Origin of the sequence: Falsihalocynthiibacter sp. SS001 (genome assembly GCF_042445055.1) — a bacterium.
In the GTDB taxonomy this organism is placed as follows: Bacteria; Pseudomonadota; Alphaproteobacteria; order Rhodobacterales; family Rhodobacteraceae; genus Falsihalocynthiibacter.
Genome location: NZ_CP170339.1, coordinates 2983020 through 3002320 on the forward strand (window position 1 = coordinate 2983020; position 19301 = coordinate 3002320).

The 19301-nt window shown below is 56.3% G+C and carries 18 protein-coding genes and 1 riboswitch; of the genes, 11 read left to right on the top strand and 7 right to left on the bottom strand.

The annotated features are described in order from the left end of the window. Window positions 1–7 precede the first annotated feature (7 nt). From ACFE33_RS14345 to ACFE33_RS14355, 3 genes are read right to left on the bottom strand one after another with little or no spacing between them, the layout of a single operon-like run. A complete protein-coding gene (locus tag ACFE33_RS14345; protein WP_380054783.1) occupies window positions 8–700 on the bottom strand; it encodes a precorrin-8X methylmutase in 693 nt (230 codons plus the stop codon). Next, entirely contained in the window at window positions 697–1794 is a 1098-nt protein-coding gene (locus ACFE33_RS14350) for a sirohydrochlorin chelatase (protein WP_380054786.1), read from the bottom strand. Before ACFE33_RS14350 ends, ACFE33_RS14345 begins: the two co-directional genes overlap by 4 nt. Window positions 1795–1806: 12 nt before the next feature. Then, complete coding sequence (locus ACFE33_RS14355) at window positions 1807–2052, bottom strand: DUF6732 family protein (protein WP_380054788.1); 246 nt, start codon at window positions 2050–2052, stop codon at window positions 1807–1809. A gap of 292 nt (window positions 2053–2344) precedes the next feature. Here ACFE33_RS14355 and ACFE33_RS14360 point away from each other — a divergent pair, with 292 nt between their 5' ends. The 5 genes from ACFE33_RS14360 to ACFE33_RS14380 all read left to right on the top strand — a co-directional run bounded on the left by ACFE33_RS14360 (window position 2345) and on the right by ACFE33_RS14380 (window position 6858). Further along, entirely contained in the window at window positions 2345–3325 is a 981-nt protein-coding gene (locus ACFE33_RS14360; protein WP_380054790.1) for a glutathione S-transferase family protein, read from the top strand. A gap of 67 nt (window positions 3326–3392) precedes the next feature. Continuing rightward, window positions 3393–3770, top strand: coding sequence for a DUF1636 family protein (locus ACFE33_RS14365; RefSeq protein ID WP_380054793.1), 378 nt, complete (start codon window positions 3393–3395; stop codon window positions 3768–3770). Further along, window positions 3767–4708 carry an aminotransferase class I/II-fold pyridoxal phosphate-dependent enzyme gene (locus ACFE33_RS14370; protein WP_380054796.1) on the top strand — a complete coding sequence of 314 codons (942 nt, stop codon included), beginning with the start codon at window positions 3767–3769 and terminating at the stop codon, window positions 4706–4708. Before ACFE33_RS14365 ends, ACFE33_RS14370 begins: the two co-directional genes overlap by 4 nt. Continuing rightward, a complete protein-coding gene (gene cbiB, locus ACFE33_RS14375) occupies window positions 4705–5619 on the top strand; it encodes an adenosylcobinamide-phosphate synthase CbiB (RefSeq protein ID WP_380054799.1) in 915 nt (304 codons plus the stop codon). Before ACFE33_RS14370 ends, cbiB begins: the two co-directional genes overlap by 4 nt. A 57-nt stretch (window positions 5620–5676) precedes the next feature. After that, entirely contained in the window at window positions 5677–6858 is a 1182-nt protein-coding gene (locus tag ACFE33_RS14380) for a lytic murein transglycosylase (RefSeq protein WP_380054801.1), read from the top strand. Here the strand turns inward: ACFE33_RS14380 and smc are convergent. Together smc and ACFE33_RS14390 are read right to left on the bottom strand one after the other, a co-directional pair. Next, window positions 6855–10310 carry a chromosome segregation protein SMC gene (gene smc / locus ACFE33_RS14385; RefSeq protein WP_380054804.1) on the bottom strand — a complete coding sequence of 1152 codons (3456 nt, stop codon included), beginning with the start codon at window positions 10308–10310 and terminating at the stop codon, window positions 6855–6857. The two genes, ACFE33_RS14380 and smc, sit on opposite strands and share 4 nt — an antisense overlap. A 133-nt stretch (window positions 10311–10443) precedes the next feature. Further along, on the bottom strand, window positions 10444–10881 hold the full coding sequence (locus tag ACFE33_RS14390) for a GNAT family N-acetyltransferase (RefSeq protein WP_380054807.1): 438 nt from the start codon (window positions 10879–10881) through the stop codon (window positions 10444–10446). A 115-nt stretch (window positions 10882–10996) separates the two neighbouring features. Next, a riboswitch (cobalamin riboswitch) is annotated at window positions 10997–11226 on the top strand. 33 nt (window positions 11227–11259) lie between these two features. Between ACFE33_RS14390 and ACFE33_RS14395 the strand changes: the two genes are divergently transcribed. Genes ACFE33_RS14395 through cobN form a run of 5 tightly spaced genes read left to right on the top strand, consistent with a single transcriptional unit; the run spans window position 11260 to window position 17436 of the window. After that, a complete protein-coding gene (locus ACFE33_RS14395) occupies window positions 11260–11460 on the top strand; it encodes a CbtB domain-containing protein (RefSeq protein WP_380054810.1) in 201 nt (66 codons plus the stop codon). Window positions 11461–11464: 4 nt separating this feature from the next. After that, window positions 11465–12175 (top strand): CbtA family protein, encoded by a 711-nt coding sequence (locus ACFE33_RS14400; protein ID WP_380054813.1) that lies wholly within the window; start codon window positions 11465–11467, stop codon window positions 12173–12175. A gap of 55 nt (window positions 12176–12230) precedes the next feature. Beyond that, the gene (gene cobW, locus ACFE33_RS14405) at window positions 12231–13289 is read left to right on the top strand and encodes a cobalamin biosynthesis protein CobW (RefSeq protein WP_380054816.1); all 1059 of its coding nucleotides are present in this window, start codon (window positions 12231–12233) and stop codon (window positions 13287–13289) included. Further along, entirely contained in the window at window positions 13286–13738 is a 453-nt protein-coding gene (locus tag ACFE33_RS14410) for a GNAT family N-acetyltransferase (RefSeq protein WP_380054819.1), read from the top strand. The genes cobW and ACFE33_RS14410 overlap by 4 nt, the downstream gene beginning before the upstream one ends. After that, window positions 13738–17436 carry a cobaltochelatase subunit CobN gene (gene cobN / locus ACFE33_RS14415; protein ID WP_380054822.1) on the top strand — a complete coding sequence of 1233 codons (3699 nt, stop codon included), beginning with the start codon at window positions 13738–13740 and terminating at the stop codon, window positions 17434–17436. Before ACFE33_RS14410 ends, cobN begins: the two co-directional genes overlap by 1 nt. Here the strand turns inward: cobN and ACFE33_RS14420 are convergent. Further along, window positions 17433–17735: a hypothetical protein gene (locus ACFE33_RS14420; protein ID WP_380054825.1), complete on the bottom strand. Its 303-nt coding sequence runs from the start codon at window positions 17733–17735 to the stop codon at window positions 17433–17435. The two genes, cobN and ACFE33_RS14420, sit on opposite strands and share 4 nt — an antisense overlap. Window positions 17736–17875: 140 nt before the next feature. Here ACFE33_RS14420 and cobO point away from each other — a divergent pair, with 140 nt between their 5' ends. After that, entirely contained in the window at window positions 17876–18484 is a 609-nt protein-coding gene (gene cobO / locus ACFE33_RS14425) for a cob(I)yrinic acid a,c-diamide adenosyltransferase (RefSeq protein ID WP_380054828.1), read from the top strand. Here the strand turns inward: cobO and ACFE33_RS14430 are convergent. Continuing rightward, the gene (locus ACFE33_RS14430; protein ID WP_380054831.1) at window positions 18481–19299 is read right to left on the bottom strand and encodes a 4-(cytidine 5'-diphospho)-2-C-methyl-D-erythritol kinase; all 819 of its coding nucleotides are present in this window, start codon (window positions 19297–19299) and stop codon (window positions 18481–18483) included. The genes cobO and ACFE33_RS14430 overlap by 4 nt on opposite strands. Between the last annotated feature and the right edge of the window lie 2 nt (window positions 19300–19301).

Genomic DNA, 19301 nt, shown 5'->3' on the forward strand with positions numbered 1-19301 from the left:
TGCCCGCCTATTTTGAAATCTCGGGCAAACCTGCCGCGAGTGCGTTAACTGCTGCCGATGCAATTGCCGATCCCCCGCGACGACCACGAAGCGCAATAAATTCACAACTGCGCGGACGGGCAGCAAGCTCTGCTTTACTTTCGGCCGCGCCGACAAAGCCAACGGGGAACCCAAGGATAACCGCAGGCTTTGGCGCACCTTGATCAATTAACTCCAGCAAGTGAAAAAGTGCCGTTGGCGCATTCCCGATCGCCACGACCGCTCCTTCAAGCCTTTCCGCCCAGAGTTCAACCGCCGCCGCCGAACGCGTATTGCCGATCTCGGATGCGAGCGGAATAACGCGCTCATCATTCAGCGTCACGATTATCTCGTTCTCTGACGGTAGATAGCGGCGAATGATGCCCGCACCAACCATTTCGCAATCGCAAAACACTGGCGCACCGTTCAACAATGCCTCGCGTCCTGCCTCATACGCACGCGCAGAATAGGCAAGGCGATCCGCAATTTCGACCATTCCACAAGCATGTATCACACGCGTCGCAAGCGCTGCCATTCCCGCGTCAAAACGATCCAGCCGCGCCTCTTTTTGAACAGTTGCAAAGCTCTGCGCATAGATCTCGGCAGGCGCGCGCTCATACCTGAGCGCAGGCCGCGCTGAGTGACCCGTCTTTGGGTCCGAAGATCGGCCTTCACCGCTCATTTCTTGCGTGCACTTTCGGGACCGTGCGGGTGCTTGGCGTGCGGGTATTCCGCATGAACGTGGTCATGATGGTGGTGGTGATGGTGCTCGTGGTCACCATGGTGGTGATGGTGTGAATGGTCATGCGAATGTGGGTCCATATCCAAGCGGCATTCACCCGTACAGAAATCAGCGCATAGCTTGCAATCCTCGACATTACTGCCCGGTGCATTCGCGCCCTGTCCTTCCACGTGGTGATGATGGCTCTCTTGAACCGCACCCACTTCGGCCTCAAAACCCAAAACCTGAGTGCGATATTTGCAAGTACCGCAGGTTGGGGGAACGACTTCTCCTAATTGCTCGGTCACGCGCTCGGCGAATGTTTCCAGCACCTTAGGATGGTCGTTTAGATATCCAGCCTTAACAAAATCAATATCCGGATACTGCGCAGAAACCTGATCCGTAAATCCATAGATGCGGTCGATCAAAATCCCTGCGAACAGGAAGTAAGGGAACACGATGACACGTTTGTAACCTAGCTTCGCAACATGGTTCAGGCATGGCTCGACCAGCGGGAATGTAACTCCAGAGTATCCGACTTCGCACCAGCCAAAGCCCATACCTTCCCAAAGCATCCGCGCGATTTTGCTCACGTTACCATTGGCATCGGGATCCGAAGCGCCGCGACCGATCACAACCAGACAGGTTTCCTCAAGCGGCAAATCACCGTATTCGGCATTGGCGCGATCAACGGCTTCTTGGACACGCTCTCCGGCGGCGGCAATCATTTTGGGGTCAACGCCCAACTCGCGCCCATAAGAAACGTCTACGCCGTGTTTCGCAGAGTAAGTATTCAGAACCGTTGGAATATCGTTCTTGGCATGCATCGCGGCAAAGAGCATTCCCGGTACAGCCACGATTTTATCGCAGCCTGCTTCGCGCAAACGGTCAAGCCCATCACGGATAACGGGGTTCGCAAACTCCAGATAGCCATAATCCACCATCCATTCAGAAGGCAAAAGTGCTGGGAGTTTTTCGGCCAAAACGGCGAACTCGTCGACCGCATCTTGGCTTCGCGATCCGTGACCGCAAATCATCACACCAATTTTCGACATTCTGTGAACCTCCTAGGCTTCTTGTGGCTCGGCTTCGGCAAGTTCTTCTTCGTCTTCGGAACTGGCTTCTTCGGATGTTGTTTTCTTGCGGCCCTTCGCGGCCCAAACGCCCACGGCAACCGCGGCACCCAATGCTACAAGCGCGCCCCAGTGCGAATGCCCTGCTGTTTCAATAACATGGCCAGGATGTGCAAGCACAGGCGTGCCAACCAATGCCAACGCAGCAAACATCGAAATTTTTGAAACTTGGTTTTTCATATCCATTCTCCTGTGTGCGGGCAAAGGGGAAGGATCGCAGAATTCTGCGGCGAACGATGTTGTTTTGGCTCCCCTATCTGGGTCGAACCGCTACAACCAACCTCTCTGGCCCGTGGGCTTCGTTGCGGCGAGGGTAATCGTTCCGCCCCCTGCGCGCAATCGGATTCGACGACGAATTTCGCCGCCCTCGGGGCACCTTGTGCATTCACGCACGCCCCCTGCGCCCGCCTGCGGGTTTGCGTTTGGCCCAGACCGCTTTATGTTGAACGTAAGTTAGAAACGGGAGTGTGAAATGGGTACTTTGGTAGACGGAGTTTGGCATGACGTTTGGTATGATACCAAGTCAAACGACGGTGCGTTCAAACGCTCAACCGCTGGCTTTCGCAACTGGATCACCAAAGATGGCGAGGCCGGCCCCAGCGGCGAAGGGGGATTCCCCGCCGAAAGCGGGCGCTATCACCTCTATGTTTCCTATGCGTGCCCATGGGCGCATCGCACGCTGGTCTTTCGCGCGATCAAGGAACTGACCGATCATATTTCGGTAAGCGTTGTTCACCCCGATATGCTTGGAGATGGCTGGACCTTCTCGCAGGATTTCGAAGGGGCGACGGGCGACACGCTCTATGATCTGCGCTTTGCCCGCGATATCTATATCAAAGCACAGCCAAATGTTTCAGGACGCGTCACCGTACCTATCCTTTGGGATAAAGAGCGCAAAACCATCGTCAGCAATGAGAGCAGCGAGATTATTCGCATGTTCAACTCCGCCTTCAACGACATCACGGGCAACACCGACGACTACTGGCCAGAGGAGCTTCGTGACGAAATCGAAGAGGTGAACGCCCGCGTTTATTCAACCGTGAATAACGGCGTCTACAAGGCAGGATTTGCCACCTCTCAATCAGCCTATGACGCAGCAGTGGAGCCACTTTTCGAAACGCTCGACTGGATTGAGGACCGCCTCTCGCACCAGCGCTATCTTGTTGGCGACAAACTGACCGAGGCGGATTGGCGACTTTTCACAACCCTCGTGAGGTTTGATCCGGTCTATCACCTGCATTTCAAATGCAATCGCAAGCGGATCATTGATTATCCAAACATTTGGGCGTTCACACGGGAGCTTTACCAAGTCCCGAATGTGGCCTCGACGGTTAATATGGACCACATCGTGCGGCACTATCACTATAGCCACGACACCATAAATCCGAACCGCATTATCCCGATCAATCCTGTTCTGGATTTTGATGAACCGCACGGACGCGACGGGATGTAACTTTGGGTGATCATGGGTTGATATTCGGCGAAAAATCCGTTTGAGGTACATCTCAAAGGGGCGACGAATGACAACTACGATTACTATTTGCGATACATGCAAGCGTGAGGGCTGGGCAGAAACCAGTGCCGAAATCACAGACGGCGAGGCGCTCGCGAGTCTCATTGAGCAGGCAGCAGAAGGGCGCGTCAAGACGCGGCGTACCAGCTGTCTTATGGGGTGCACCCACGGATGCAACATCGCAATTCAAAGCGAGGGCAAGCTCGCCTATACGTTGGGACGCTTTGAGGCGACCCGAGAGGACGCAGAAGCCATCGTTGACTATGCCGAACTTCATCAACAAAGCGAGAGCGGTCAGGTTCCATATCGGACATGGCCCGCAGGTGTGAAGGGGCACTTCATCACGCGCCATCCACCGCTTCCCAAGACTGACGAGCCTTCATGACTCCCCTGCGCGATCACGGTGGCGGTATCGACGCTGCAATCGCGCAATTTGGCGGCACGCGCGACGAATGGCTTGATCTCTCTACGGGGATCAATCCAATGCCTTACACGCTCCCTACATTTTCGCAGATGGATTGGGCTACACTTCCAGACAAGGAGCAGTTCAAACGCCTTGAACATGCCGCCCGCGCATTCTGGAACATTCCGCCAGAGGCCGCTGTTCTTGCGGGGCCGGGTGCCAGCGCCTTTATCGCTCGTATTCCGCATCTTTCCGTTACGCGCGGCGCTGTCCACATTATTGACGAAACCTACAACGAACACGCCGCCGCATTTCGGGCCGCTGGTTGGTGCGTTGAACTCGGCGGTAAAAATGCCAGCGTGACCGTTCATCCTAACAATCCAACCGCCAGTTTTGTTACCGAAAGCGACATCCCGCAAACGCCGCTCACCATAATTGACGAGAGTTTCTGCGACATCGCTCCCGATCAAAGCCATATCGCCAAAGCGGCTGAAGCAGGCACGATCATCCTCAAGAGTTTCGGGAAATTCTGGGGGTTGGCTGGGCTGCGGCTGGGATTTGCGATCGGCGACCCTGCGTTGATTGCCGAACTACGCGAAACGCTTGGCCCGTGGCAAGTCTCTGGCCCAGCACTGGCAACGGGAATAGCAGCGTTAAGTGATCACAATTGGGCCCAAGAAACCCGTGCGCGCCTAAGACTTGACGCGCAGCGGATGGACGACCTGATGGCAGCAGCGGGCGCAAAACCGAAAGCGGGCACTACTCTGTTTCAGATCTACGAGGTCGACAACGCGCAGCAATGGCAGGAGCGCTTTGCATCGCACAAAATCCTTACGCGGATCTTCCCATATTCAGACAAGTGGTTGCGTCTCGGCCTACCCGCATCCGACCGTTGGCCCCAACTTGAGGCCGCACTATGACGAACGCCGCGCTCTTGTTCTTTGCTCTGCTGCTAGATGCGATCTTTGGTGAGCCAAAGGCGCTTTGGGATCGTGTGCCGCACCCTGCGGTCCTTATGGGAAGGTTAATTGAATGGATCGAGCGCAGGTTCAACACGGGCAATGATCGCAAAGCCAAAGGCATCGTGGCGATGGTTTTCCTTGGCGCCGGCGCACTCATTTCCGGAGCATTGCTGGCCGAATTGCCGTTTGGGGACGGTGTATCGCTCCTCTGCGCAGCGGTACTGTTGGCACAACGAAGCCTTGTCGATCACGTCCGCGCGGTGGCCAGCGCCCTGCGCCTATCAACATCAGGTGGACGCATCGCTGTTGCGAAAATTGTGGGCCGAGACACGAAGAATATGGACGACACACGCATTAGCCGCGCTGCGATCGAAAGCGCCGCAGAGAACCTTTCGGACGGAGTTGTTGCGCCCGCGTTCTGGTTTCTGCTGCTCGGATTGCCGGGGCTTCTCCTCTACAAAATCACGAATACCGCAGACAGCATGATCGGCTATAAAACCCCACGCTACCAAGAATTCGGCTGGGCGGCTGCGCGGTTTGACGACCTGCTCAATTTTGTGCCTGCACGACTTACCGCGCTCCTTATCCTTGCCGTGCGCCGCACCCTTCAGCGGTGGCATACCGTGCGCGAGGATGCACCGATGCACCGCTCCCCGAACGCTGGTTGGCCCGAAGCAGCAATGGCCGCGAGCCTTGGCATCGCCCTCTCTGGCCCTCGAAGCTACGACGGCGAAATGCGTAATTTTCCGTATGTGAATTCGGGCGGCAGAAGGGATATCGGTCCATCAGTGATTGATGCCTCTGTCAGTGTTCTCTGGCAGGTATGGGCCGCGTGCCTTGCGATTAGCGCAGTCCTCGCGCTGATTTGAATCTTGCCAGAGTTAGTACGCCTGTTACTCTACCCCTAGTTTATTTCGGAGGCCCAAATGTATTTTCGTTCATCTCTTTTCGCCGCCTGTCTTTCTCTTTTCGTTACTCCCGCACTTGCACAAACTCCCTGTGGCGGAAATTTCAACAGCTTTGTCAATGACATGAAACGCGAAGCCGTCGCTAAGGGCCATTCACAGGCCAACGTCGAGAAGTTCTTTGCGAGCGTCCGTCAGGACCCGCGTACGTTGAAAGCGGACCGCTCCCAAGGCGTGTTTAAAAAATCATTCGCCGAGTTTTCGCGCGCTGTTATTAGCCAAAATCGCATCAACAATGGGCGAGCTAACGCCAATAAGTACAAATCCATCTTTGACTACATGGAACGTCAAACGGGTGTGTCGCGCGGCGTTCTGTTGGCATTTTGGGCACTCGAAACCGATTATGGCGCGGTACAAGGCAACTTCAACACGCTGAATTCTCTTGTGACGCTTTCACACGATTGCCGCCGTCCTTGGTTGTTCCGCCCACAAGTTTTTGCCGCCTTAACTCTGTTTGAGCGCGGAAATTTCAGCCCAACCAATACCAAAGGCGCATGGGCAGGCGAAGTCGGCATGGTCCAGATGCTTCCTGAAGACATTATCCGCCACGGCGTCGACGGTGACGGGGACGGTAAGGTTAATCTCAAGACATCGCCGCCCGATGCGCTCTTGTCTGGGGCTTCAATGCTGAGAGGCTTGGGTTGGCGCCCGAACGAGCCTTGGCTCCAAGAGATCACAGTTCCAAGCAACCTCGACTGGTCCAAGACCGGCCTCGACAAAACTCTCAAGGTGTCCGACTGGAGCCGCCTAGGAGTGAGAGCGCGCAACGGAAACCTTGGTCCATCGAACCTCCCCGCGTCGGTGCTATTGCCAATGGGTCGCAAGGGCCCCGCGTTCTTGGCCTATCCGAATTTCAACGTGTACTTTGAGTGGAACAAGAGCTTTGTCTACGTCACCACAGCCGCCTATTTTGCAACGCGCCTAGAGGGTGCGCCAGTTTATAACTTGGGAAATCCCGATCCAGCGCTGTCAGACGGCCAGATGAAACAGTTGCAAACAAAACTTAAGGCTCGCGGGCACGATGTTGGCGCGGTTGACGGTATCCTCGGCAAAAAAACCCGCGCCGCGGTACAGGCAGAGCAACAAAGGCTCGGTCTTCCGGCGGACGCGTGGCCGACAAGAGATTTGCTCGCGCGGCTCTAGGCTACGAGGGCTTCGGCCTTCTTGAGGTCAACGGAAACAAGCTGGCTTACACCTTGTTCGGCCATCGTCACACCGAACAGGCGATCCATACGCGCCATGGTTACGGCGTGGTGCGTAATGATCAAGAAGCGTGTCTCTGTGCGGCGCGTCATTTCGTCGAGCAAGTCACAGAAGCGCGTAACGTTGGCGTCATCCAGCGGAGCGTCGACTTCGTCCAGAACACATATTGGCGCGGGATTGGCAAGGAAAACAGCAAAGATCAGCGCCATCGCGGTCAAGGTCTGCTCGCCACCTGACAAAAGGCTAAGCGTGCTTAGTTTCTTGCCGGGTGGTTGGCACATGATCTCAAGGCCAGCATCAAGCGGGTCTTCAGATTCAACCAACACCAAGTTCGCCTCGCCACCCCCAAAGAGGTGCTTAAACAGCATGGTGAAGTTACTGTTCACCTGCTCAAACGCGGTCAGCAGGCGCTCACGGCCTTCCTTATTCAGGCTCGCAATTCCTGTGCTGAGCTTTCTGATCGCTTCGTCCAGATCGTTTTTCTCGCCCAGCAGATTATCGTGCTCTTCCTGCACATCTCGCGCGTCTTCTTCTGCGCGCAGGTTCACCGCACCAAGCGCGTCCCGCTGACGTTTCAGGCTGTTTACTTCGGCTTCGATTTTCTCAGAGTCGGGCATTTCGTCTGGATTGACGTCGAGGCTGTCCAAGAGTTTTTGCGGCGTGGTTTCCATTGCCTCAGATATGCGCTCAACGGCGTAGGCAACTGTTTCGCGTGCTGCGTCGGCACGAGCATCGGCGCGCGCGCGGGCTTCTCTTGCTTCGCCTGCGATGCGTTCCGCGTCCCGCTCTGCTGCGATCGCTTCGCGTAGGGTGGTTTCTGCTTCGGCAAGTTGGTCGGCCGCATCTTTGCGGCGTTCCTCAGCAGCATCAATGGAATCGGCCAAGCCCGCACGTTTCGCCGCGATCTCATCGGGTGCTGTCTGCGCGGCCCGCAATTCCTCCTCACTTGTCAAACGACGTTCGTCTAGCTCGGCAATCCGCTTCTCAGCATTTGAGAGCCGCAAACGCCAACCGCTAACTTCCTTGGCAATTTCTTGGCGCCGCTTGGTCCGTGCATCGCCCTCGCGCCGAACTTCGTCAAAGGCCGAGCGCTTCGAAAGCATTGTCATCCGCGCTGCCTCGACAGTCATTTTGACGTCTTCGACCTCCATACGCGCGGTCTCGAGATCATCCAACTCTGCCTGCGCCGCGAGTGCCTCGTTGACACGCTTGCGCGCATCCATCGCCTCTTCTTCGTGGCGCGCAACAGCCAACCGAAGGCTCTCTAGCTTGCTCTCGGCGATACTGCGATCCGCTTCGGCCCGCGAAAGAGCGCGGCCAGCTTCCGTAAGTGCGCGGTCCGCATCGCGGCGTGCTTCGCGTGCGGCTTGATCCTCTTGGGCAAGGCTCAGTAGTTCCTTAGACAACATATCATGCGCACGGCTTGCCCCATCAGCGCGCGCCGATGCTTCTTCTAGGTCACGCTTCAACTCGACCAGACGGTTGAGCTGTTGCAACCGAAGCGCCGCCGCGCTTGGCGCATCTTCAGCACCAGCACGGAAGCCATCCCACCGCCACAGATCACCCTCTTTGCTTACCAATCTCTGACCTGGTTTAAGCTCGGCCTGAAGTCGCGGTCCATCCTGCGCCTCAACGAGTCCTACCTGCCCCATCCGCCGCACAAGCACGGCGGGCGCGGTTACGAAATTGGTCAGCGCCTTAATCCCCTCAGGCAAAGATTGCGGCGATGAATAATCAGGCAACGCAATCCAACCGGATGCCTCTTCCTCTTGCACTTCAGGGGCGCGCAAATCATCGGCAAGGGCCGCGCCAAGAGCCTTTTCATAACCCGACTGCACGCGCAACAGATCGAGAACTTGCCCACCCTCGGCCGTGTCACGTTCGACAAGTTTCGCGAGCGCGGCCACTTCGGCCCTAAGCGCGTTTGCCTCGCCTTCGGCTTCGCTTCGTTCCGCGCGCGCCGCGGCCTCGCGATCCTGCGCCACAGTCCGTGCCTCATCCGCTGCGATCAATGCCTCCTCGGCAACTTCTGTCGCTTTGGCAGCGTCGTTCTGGGCCGTTTCCGCCGCTTCATAATCCAAACTTGCTTTGGTTAGAGCCCCTTGCGACATGGCCGTTGCTTCACGCGCGCGGGCGGCTTCGGCCTCGTTACGGTCTAGCGTTTTCTGGTTATCATCAACCAACCGACGGGCTGACTGGTGACGCGCAGCAAGGCGCGCAACATCTTCGGTCAGCTGCCCGATATCGGCTTCACGATCCTGCAAAATCTGTGCCGCATCGCTCGCTTCTTCGCTGCTGGCATCAAGCCGGTCCTGATACCCCTCTGCCGCTTTGACGAGTTGAGCTTGCTCCCACTCAAGCCGCTCGATTGTTTCACCCGCGTCCTTGTTAAGCTCCTGCTCGCGCGCCTTGTCTTTGGAGAGCTGTTCGATGCGTGCGGTCAGGGTTCGGATCGTATCGAGCGCGCGCTCCTCCTGCTCCGCCAATGCCTCTCTCTGGTTTTCCAATCGTGTGAGAACTGCAAGCGCGACTGTTTCTTCCTCTCGCAATGGAGGCAATTTATCCTCGGCCTGCTCCCGTGCCTTTGCAGCCTGTCGCGCAGCGCTTTCGCTTGCTGCCGCAAGGCGCGTGCGTTCCGTGAGTGTTTCTTGTGCAGCGAGCCGAAGCTCCTCGGCCTCTTTCCACCGACGATAGAGGAGCAATCCCTCGGCCTTGCGCAAATCTTCCCCGATTGTGCGATACCTCTGGGCCTGCCGCGCTTGTCGCGCCAGCTGCCCTAGCTGACCAGCCAGCGCTTCGATGACGTCCTCGACCCTTGCAAGGTTGGTTTTCGTCCCCTTGAGCTTCAACTCGGCCTCATGCCGACGTTGATAGAGGCCTGAAATCCCCGCGGCCTCTTCGAGTATACGACGGCGCGCCTTGGGCTTGGCGTTGATCAATTCGCTGATCTGTCCTTGCCGAACCAATGCAGGAGAATGCGACCCCGTTGAGGCATCCGCGAACAACATCTGAATATCGCGCGCACGTGCGTCCTTGGAGTTTGCCTTGAACGCAGACCCCGCGTCGCGCGTAATGCGGCGCACCACCTCAAGCGTGTCCAGATCATTAAAACCAGACGGCGCGAGGCGATCCGTGTTATCAATCGTGATGGAAACTTCGGCGAAGTTGCGCGCGGGCCGTGTCGCCGTACCGGCAAAAATCACGTCCTCCATCCCACCGCCACGCATCGCCTTGGGACGCGTTTCGCCCATAACCCAGCGCAAGGCCTCTAGCAGATTGGATTTCCCACACCCGTTCGGCCCGACAACACCGGTCAGCCCGTGCGCGATCACAAGATCAGTCGGGTCAACAAAGCTCTTGAAGCCATTGAGTCTGAGTCTGGAAAACTGCAAATGGGTCCCCTGAATGATTCCTTTGGCCTAGCGTTTCGGAGAGCGGCCCTCTGAGTCAACGAAAAACACCACAAATGGCGCATATCGGCAACTTATCCACAACATATTGCGCATATCGGGCGATTTTGCCGATTTAGAGCGGCTTGGACATACTCACGGCGCGCTCATCCCGACCTGTCACACGCCATCCGAGATGCTCATAGAGCGTCACATTTTGAGGCATCAGTGCGTGCGTTCGCAATCGCATTTCCGCCAGTCCAAGCTGTTGCGCGCGTTTCTCGGCATATTCCATCAACCGACGACCCAGCCCTTGCCCCTTGCGCGCCGGGTCCACCGCCACGATGGAAACCTTGAGAAACGTTTCCTGCACATCAATCACCAATACGCCCGCCACATCGCCAGCATCCATGGCAGCAAAGACCTCGCCCTTTTCGATGCTGTCCTCAAGCCCGTGGGTTACATCTGGGAAATCAGATATCTCGGCGATCATCGGCGCAAAGGCCGCCTGAATACACTCGCGAATTGCATGCGAATCTTTGGCGGTAGCGCTTATAATGGTTGGGGCTGTCATCCGTTAATTGGAAATGTTTTCGGCGAAAAAGGCAAGCAACGGTCGTTTTTGGGCGGAACTCCACGGAATTCGGGTGCACCGAGGGGATTCCGCTTGACCCAGCCCCCAAAGCAACGCCAAAAAGAATAAGCAAGGTATTCCCTGAACCCCGCAAAGCGGTAGGGAATAAATGGGAATGTGGTGAAGGTGACCCAAATAGGGGCCTGATGCCACAGCCGCCCCCGCGACTGTAAGTGGCGAGTGCGTGTCGATAACCACTGGTGAATTGGGCAACCAATAGCTGGGAAGGGGACACCGCATGACGACCCGCAAGCCAGGAGACCAGCCCTGCGTAATTGCAACCAGACCGTCGGGTGTGACGGAACAAGGAATGACAAAATGAACGAACGGAACAAGACACACGCACAGGCCAAAGCAATCGCGACTCCTGTTGAGCAAACGCAGACTGCGTTTTTCCCAATTCTCGCGGCGGCAGTTGCTGGCGTGATGCTTCTGGGGCTTGCTGGTTTTGCACAGGCCTCTGTGTTGCACGATGCGGCGCACGATACACGTCACGCAATCGCCTTCCCCTGCCACTAAGCAAATGTTCAAACAGATTTTTTCCAGCGCGTTGTTCGCTGGTCTTGCAGCAGGGCTGATTTCGGCTCTGCTTCAGTTTTGGCTCGTCACCCCTTTGCTTCTTGAGGGTGAGGAATATGAAACCGGTGCTAAAAGTCACTTTGCCGGCGTCTTGATCGTTGAGGGCGAAGATCAGAAACCCGTCGAAATAGAAGAAGAACCAGCGCCGCCCACCTCGGAAGTGCTTGCACGCCACGGCATGACGGTTGCTATGAACATGATTGTGTTCACTGGCTTTGCGCTGGTTCTGGTGGCGGGGTTTGCAACTGCGACAACTGCGGGGCATGTCATCACGGCCAAGTCGGGCATATTGTGGGGCCTAGCTGGATTTATCGCGATACAACTGGCGCCCGCGGCGGGGCTTTATCCCGAGCTCCCCGGAACACCGGCCGAGGATGTATACTTGCGCCAGATGTGGTGGATCACAACCGTGATCGCAACAATCGTCGGGCTGGCGCTTATTGCGTTTGGCAACCGTTTGCATTGGATGGCGCTTGGCGCGCTGTTCCTCGCCGCCCCTCATATTATTGGTGCGCCACATCTTGAGTTTTACGCTGGCGTTGCGCCACCCGAACTCTCGGCACTCTTCGTGAGCCGCACGCTCGCCGTCGCCTGTGCCACATGGGCCGTTCTAGGCGGGGTTGCGGGCGCAATTTGGCACCGTCAAACAATCTAATTCTCATGCGCGGCAGAAATGCCCGCATAGCATCGTGTATGAAGGAGAGGCCAACATGGCACAAAAAATTCCTGCCACTATCGTTACCGGATTTCTTGGCGCTGGGAAAACCACGCTTATCCGCCACATGCTTCAGAACGCCAATGGCAAGCGCATCGCCCTGATCATCAATGAATTCGGCGATCTTGGCGTGGATGGAGATATCCTCAAGGGATGTGGCGACGAAACCTGCACCGAAGACGATGTGATGGAGCTCTCGAACGGCTGTATCTGCTGTACCGTCGCCGAAGATTTCATTCCTACGATGGAGAAACTCCTCGCACGGGAAAACGCTCCTGACCATATCGTAATCGAAACCTCCGGCCTTGCATTGCCGCAACCCTTGGTGCGTGCATTCAACTGGCCCGAGATTGCAACGAAGGTCACTGTCGATGGCGTTGTCACCGTTGTGGATGGCCGCGCGGTTGTGGACGGTCAGTTTGCGCACAACATTGCGGCGGTCGACGCCCAACGCAAGCTCGACGAAAACCTCGATCACGAAACGCCCCTCTCGGAGTTGTTCGAGGACCAGATCGCCTGTGCCGATATGATTGTGGTGAACAAGACCGACCTGCTTGAAGCCGCGGAGGCAGAGACCCTCACAACCAACCTTCGTCAAGACAGTCGCGAAGGTGTGCAAGTCATTAAGTCGACAATGGGTGTGCTACCGGTTGATGTGCTCTTGGGGCAAGGTGTCAGCGCCGAACTGGACCTTTCTTCGCGTCACGAAATTCACCATCACCACCATCATGATGACGATAACCACGATGATCACCACCACGAGCACGGCCACGACGAATTCGAGAGTTTTGTGGTTTCGCTCGGCGAGATCGCGGATCATGGCGCCTATGCCAAGCAAGTCTCGGACGTTATTCGCAAGTTCAACATCCTGCGCCTAAAGGGGTTTGTCGCCATCGAAGGCAAGCCAATGCGCCTGACGTTACAGGCAGTAGGACCACGCGTTGACACTTACTTCGATCAACCGTTCGGTGCGCAAACTCGCCAAACGCGTTTGGTGGTCATTGGTGAAGCGGGTCTGGATCGTGCCGCAATTGAGAGCGCACTCCAACAATGACGGTCACAATCGAAAAGGGCGACCCACGCGATCCGCGTGCGCTTACGTTGCTGACGGCGCATCACGCGCTGATGCAGTCGCTCTTTCCTGCAGAGTCCAATCACTATCTATCCGCTGGCGCCCTTTGCGCGCCCGAGGTCACATTCCTCATTGCGCGCGAAGGCGAGGCGTTCTTGGGCTGTGGCGCGCTTGCAAACAAAGGCGTCTATGGCGAAATCAAGTCGATGTTCGTCGCGGATAACGCGCGCGGCAAAGGCGTGGCGAACAAACTTCTGACAAGTCTGATAGCCGCCGCTCAAGAGGCGTCACTACCTAAGCTGTACCTCGAGACAGGTAACACGCTTCATGCGGCACATAAGCTCTATGAGAAACAAGGCTTCGACTATTGTGGCCCCTTCGGGGATTATGCCGCTGATCCGCTGAGCCTCTTTATGGAACGGGCCCTCTAATGCACCTACTCGCGGCGACACCCGGAAACGTGGATGACGGAACAGAACCCGTCGATTTGGGGCAGACTCCGGCCGATATTCTGTTCATTTCCGCAGCAGATACCGAGCTCGCCGCGCTCTCGGAGGCGCGGAGCGAGATGGCCGCGCCGCCTTCCCTTCGGCTTGCGAGCCTGATGCATTTGCAACACCCGATGTCAGTGGATTTGCACATCGAGGCTTGTGCAACCAAGTGCAAAATTGTCATCGCACGCGTGCTTGGCGGAGCCGGTTACTGGAAATACGGGCTCGTTCAATATGCTGCCCACTTGTACGACGCGGGTGTGAAATTTGTCGCTCTCCCCGGAGATGACAAACCAGATGACGAACTCTGGGAAGTATCCGCAGTCTCGCGCGAGGATTATCAGGCGCTGTGGGCCTATATGGTTGAGGGCGGCCCAGAAAACGCGACGCATTTCCTTCAATATGCCCAAGCGATGATCGACGAGGCCGAACGGCCAGAACCCGCGCGCGCCCTCTTGCGCGCAGGTGTGTATTGGCCTGGGAAAGGCATAAGTGACCTCGCCGCCGCACAAGAAGCATGGACGCCCGACGCGCCGATCGTTCCGATTGTCTTCTATCGTGCTCTGGTTCAGGGTGCGGGTCTCAATCCAATTAATCGTTTGGTGAAATCTCTTCTGCGCAAGGGAATGAACCCGCTCCCGATATTCGTCGCGTCACTCAAAGACCCCGTCTCTGTCGCCACGATGGAACACCTCTTCACGTCTGCTCCGCCATCGGTGATGCTAAACGGAACGTCGTTCGCCACTGGGTCGCCCCATCAGGGCGAGCATAGCAACGGCGCGTCGAACCCATTTGAAATGCCCGCCGCCAACGCGGCTCCTGTGTTTCAGGTGGTGTTCTCCGCAGGATCAGAGACCGCATGGATTGAGGGCACGAACGGCCTTGCCGCGCGAGACATCGCGATGAACGTGGCCCTTCCCGAAGTTGATGGCCGCATACTCAGCCGCGCGGTAAGCTTTAAGGGAGAAGCCTTTTTCGACGAAGCAACCGAATGCGCCATTGCGAGTTACCGCGCACGCGGAGATCGCATTGATTTCGTCGCACAACTTGCCGCGAATTGGGCATCACTTCGAACTACCCCCACCACCGAGCGTAAGGTGGCACTCGTTCTTGCAAACTATCCCAACAAGGACGGCCGACTGGCGAATGGTGTTGGCCTTGATGCACCCGCCGCGACCTGTGGTGTCTTAAGGGCAATGACCGATGCTGGGTACACAGTTACCTCTGCCCCTCGCGACAGTGACGAATTGATGCGAGCGATTATGGCGGGACCGACGAACTGGCTCACAGATCGAGCAAAACGAACCGGCGGCGTGCGACTAAACCTGAAAGATTATCGCGCCTCCTACTCTACCCTTCCCCTAGCCGTCAGAGAGCAGATCGAAACGCGCTGGGGGGCGCCCGAGGATGACCCGTTTTTTGAAGATGAAACATTTGCGCTTTCAGTGCTTGAATATGGAAACGTAGTCGTCGGCATTCAGCCCGCGCGCGGATACAATATTGATCCCCAAGAGACATACCACGCTCCCGATCTGGTTCCGCCCCACAACTACCTTGCGTTTTATTTCTGGCTACGCGAACAGCACAAAGCCCAAGCAATCGTTCATATGGGAAAGCACGGCAATCTTGAGTGGCTCCCCGGCAAGGCCGTCGCTCTCTCCGAAGAGTGTTTTCCAGAAGCTGTTTTTGGCCCAACACCGCATATGTACCCTTTTATCGTCAACGATCCGGGAGAAGGCACACAAGCCAAACGACGTGCGCAGGCAGTCATTATTGATCACCTGACGCCACCGCTTACGCGTGCCGAAACTTACGGACCTCTGCGGGATTTAGAAGGTTTGGTGGATGAATATTACGAAGCGGCGGGCGTCGACCCACGGCGCATAGAGTACTTGAAACGAGAGATCCTAAGTCTGACCAGCAGCACCGGTTTGGCGGAGGACGCGGGGCTAGCGGGCGATGATGAAGAAGGTGATTTAGCTAAGTTGGACGCCTATCTCTGTGATCTGAAAGAAGCGCAAATTCGCGATGGTCTGCACGTATTTGGCGAGAGCCCCGTTGGGCGCTTGGAGCGTGACTTGGTCCAAGCGCTTGTGCGTGTGCCGCGCGGCGATGGTAAAGGCGGGGATGCGTCACTCATTCGGGCCATTGCAGCAGACTTCGGATTTGAACTCGACCCGCTCGATTGCGATATGGCGGCACCGCATATCGGTTCATTTCCCGATGAACTCTTAGCGCTTACAGATGATACTTGGCGGAGTCAGGGCGATACGGTCGAACGGCTTGAGCTTTTCGCAGCGGAGTTGTTGGACGGCAAAGCAACAGCTGGCGCGCTCGCATCAAAAGTCATGGAGCAAGTCGATGCCACGGTTCGCCCGAATGTCGAAATGTGTGGACCTTCAGAGATGAAGGGACTCCTTACCGCCCTGAACGGGCAATTCGTCGCCCCTGCGCCATCTGGCGCGCCGACACGCGGACGGTTGGATACGCTACCAACTGGACGGAATTTCTATAGCGTCGATGGCCGCGCCGTCCCCACCCCGACGGCGTGGGCGCTGGGGTGGAAATCGGCGAGCCTGTTGATTGAAAAGCACCTTCAAGATCATGGTGATTGGCCGCGGGCAATGCTGCTTACCGCTTGGGGGACCGCGAATATGCGGACAGGTGGGGACGACATTGCGCAGGCGCTCGCGCTTATGGGAGTGAAACCAACCTGGGACGCTTCAAACCGTCGCGTAACAGGATTTGAGGTCCTTCCACAAAGCGTTCTCGGGAGGCCTCGTGTGGATGTTACGTTGCGAGTCTCCGGCTTTTTTAGGGACGCATTTCCACAGCTTATTGCGCTCGTTGATAGCGCGGCGCGCGCTGTTATGGATATGGATGAAGCCTCAGACGCAAACCCCGCTCGCGCTCGCCTTTTGAACGAAGGGCCGGACAGCGCGCCGCGTGTCTTTGGCGCAAAACCAGGCGCATACGGCGCGGGATTGCAGGCCATGATTGATGAGCAACTATGGGCCGACAAAGCCGATTTGGCGGAGGCGTACCTCGAATGGGGAAGTTATGCCTATGGAAAGAACGCTGACGGCAAACGCGCACGTGCGCAATTTGAGGCGCGTCTTTCGCAAACCGAGGCCATTGTTCAAAATCAGGACAACCGCGAGCACGACCTTTTGGATAGCGACGATTACTATCAGTTCGAAGGTGGCGCCGCAGCAGCTGTGAGCACCCTTCAAGGACGAGATCGCCCCGTTTATCATAATGACCACTCACGCCCCGAGCGCCCCGTCATTCGGCGGCTTGAGGACGAAATCGGACGCGTTGTGCGAAGCCGCGTTGTGAACCCCAAGTGGATTAACGGCGTCATGCGGCACGGATACAAAGGCGCGTTCGAGATGGCGGCGACTGTCGACTACCTCTTTGCCTTCGCGGCGACGACGGGCGCAGTGCGCGGGCACCATTTTGACGCTGTGCATCAAGCCTTTCTGGAAGATGAAGATGTCAGACAGTTCATCGCCGAACACAACGCCCCAGCATTGCGCGAAATTGCGCAACGGCTAGACGAAGCGATTGAGCGCGGACTTTGGATGCCACGATCAAACTCTGCGCGCGATTTGCTAGAGAAACTGAAAAAGTCTTAGGACGTGTCACAATCAATTCTTGCGGCCACGAGTGCCGGATCCCCTTTTACAGTCGTTTGGTCGACCCTACAGCCCGTTGCGACTTCAATCGCGACCACCGCCCGCAACAGTATGCGTTCATGCTCTCGTCGCGGTGCAAAATCGGTTCGGATTGCTTCTGCAACTTCGCCGTTTGAGCGGACGGTGAAATCACTCCCCTCAATCGAAAGACGCGTTGTATCATATCCGAACGCGCGCGGGTTTGGACTATCACAACCAATAATCGCAAAAAGTGCCACGACAATGATGAAGAGACGCAATACCAACCTCCATTATGCAATTTTGGCCACTCTAGGCGCCTAAGGTTAAGAAACACTTACCGACCAAAACCGAACGAAACTCACCCCTTGCAACCCACTAAAACTGCCTTAAAATTCAAGTTTATTCAGAGGAGATAGCCATGAGCGAAGACACCGACCGCCATGCCATGAAGATGGCCAAAAAGAAGGCTGCGCGCGACAAGATCATGGCCACCAAGACTGACAAAAAAGGCCTGATTATTGTCCATACGGGCAAAGGAAAAGGTAAATCCAGCGCGGCGTTCGGAATGATTTTTCGGTGCATCGCGCATGATATGAAATGCGCCGTTGTCCAGTTCATTAAGGGCGGCATGAGTACCGGAGAACGCGACCTCATCCTTGATAAATTCAGCGACACTTGTGAATTTTACACGATGGGTGAAGGGTTTACATGGGAAACCCAAGACAAGTCGCGCGACATCGAGATGGCCACAGCTGCTTGGGAAAAAGCTAAGGAGCTGATCCGCGATCCAGAAAACAAGATGGTTCTATTGGACGAAATCAATATTGCCATTCGTTACGATTACATCGACGTCAACGATGTGGTGACCTTCCTGAGGGAAGAGAAACCTGAAATGACCCATGTGGTTCTGACTGGTCGCAACGCCAAGGATGAATTAATTGAGGCTGCGGATTTGGTGACGGAAATGGAACTTGTCAAACATCCGTTCCGCGCGGGGATCAAGGCGCAGATCGGCGTAGAATTCTAGGTTAACACGCGTGCGGATTTCACCCACCATTCTGGGTATTCCGCACGCAGTTTATTTGCTGCCTCTTGGGCCGCAGTAATATCTTGAAACAGCCCAAAGCATGTCGCTCCCGATCCGGACATTCGAGCCAGAGTAGCGCCGCTATTTTCGATCGCTTTAAGCACAAGTTCAATCACTGGCGCTTCTGTAATCGCAGCTGATTGCATATCGTTTCGTTGCAGCGAGAGCCAAACGCAAAACTTATCAAAACCTGCTCCCTTTGGCACTGCATCCATTGGCGAATTATTCTTATTTTTTATCGCCTTAAAGATAGCGGGCGTGCTGACCGGCTCTCTAGGATTCACGAGCAATAGCGCCATGTCGGGAAGGTGCGGCACCGCTTCGATCACCTCTCCAATACCGCGCATCCGAGCGGGTTTGGATGATAGGCAAACTGGCACATCTGCACCAAGAGCAAGAACGTCGGCAGGAAGCGGCACTCCCCAATGACGCGACAACAACCGCAAAGCTGCGGCGGCATCCGCAGACCCGCCGCCAATGCCGGATGCGACAGGCAAGTTCTTGGTTAATGTGAGTGCGGCACCGCGCGCATTATTCAGATACCGAGCGGCCTTCAAAACGAGGTTGTCAGCGTCGGAGGTCAGCCCCGCCCGTTCAGGTCCGTCGATGGCGAGGGACAACTGATCAGAGGTCGCAACCGCAAGTTCGTCGCCAACATCCGCAAACACCACCAAGCTATCGAGTAGGTGATACCCATCCTCCCGCTGCCCCGTTAGATGCAGTGCGAGGTTGATTTTCGCGGGCGCAAATTCCATTC

Bases quoted from the DNA above. Each gene is read 5' to 3' on its own strand.
- ACFE33_RS14345 (WP_380054783.1), bottom strand. From the start codon at position 700: ATGAGCGGTGAAGGCCGATCTTCGGACCCAAAGACGGGTCACTCAGCG.
- ACFE33_RS14350 (WP_380054786.1), bottom strand. From the start codon at position 1,794: ATGTCGAAAATTGGTGTGATGATTTGCGGTCACGGATCGCGAAGCCAA.
- ACFE33_RS14355 (WP_380054788.1), bottom strand. From the start codon at position 2,052: ATGAAAAACCAAGTTTCAAAAATTTCGATGTTTGCTGCGTTGGCATTG.
- ACFE33_RS14360 (WP_380054790.1), top strand. From the start codon at position 2,345: ATGGGTACTTTGGTAGACGGAGTTTGGCATGACGTTTGGTATGATACC.
- ACFE33_RS14365 (WP_380054793.1), top strand. From the start codon at position 3,393: ATGACAACTACGATTACTATTTGCGATACATGCAAGCGTGAGGGCTGG.
- ACFE33_RS14370 (WP_380054796.1), top strand. From the start codon at position 3,767: ATGACTCCCCTGCGCGATCACGGTGGCGGTATCGACGCTGCAATCGCG.
- cbiB (WP_380054799.1), top strand. From the start codon at position 4,705: ATGACGAACGCCGCGCTCTTGTTCTTTGCTCTGCTGCTAGATGCGATC.
- ACFE33_RS14380 (WP_380054801.1), top strand. From the start codon at position 5,677: ATGTATTTTCGTTCATCTCTTTTCGCCGCCTGTCTTTCTCTTTTCGTT.
- ACFE33_RS14390 (WP_380054807.1), bottom strand. From the start codon at position 10,881: ATGACAGCCCCAACCATTATAAGCGCTACCGCCAAAGATTCGCATGCA.
- ACFE33_RS14395 (WP_380054810.1), top strand. From the start codon at position 11,260: ATGAACGAACGGAACAAGACACACGCACAGGCCAAAGCAATCGCGACT.
- ACFE33_RS14400 (WP_380054813.1), top strand. From the start codon at position 11,465: ATGTTCAAACAGATTTTTTCCAGCGCGTTGTTCGCTGGTCTTGCAGCA.
- cobW (WP_380054816.1), top strand. From the start codon at position 12,231: ATGGCACAAAAAATTCCTGCCACTATCGTTACCGGATTTCTTGGCGCT.
- ACFE33_RS14410 (WP_380054819.1), top strand. From the start codon at position 13,286: ATGACGGTCACAATCGAAAAGGGCGACCCACGCGATCCGCGTGCGCTT.
- cobN (WP_380054822.1), top strand. From the start codon at position 13,738: ATGCACCTACTCGCGGCGACACCCGGAAACGTGGATGACGGAACAGAA.
- cobO (WP_380054828.1), top strand. From the start codon at position 17,876: ATGAGCGAAGACACCGACCGCCATGCCATGAAGATGGCCAAAAAGAAG.
- ACFE33_RS14430 (WP_380054831.1), bottom strand. From the start codon at position 19,299: ATGGAATTTGCGCCCGCGAAAATCAACCTCGCACTGCATCTAACGGGG.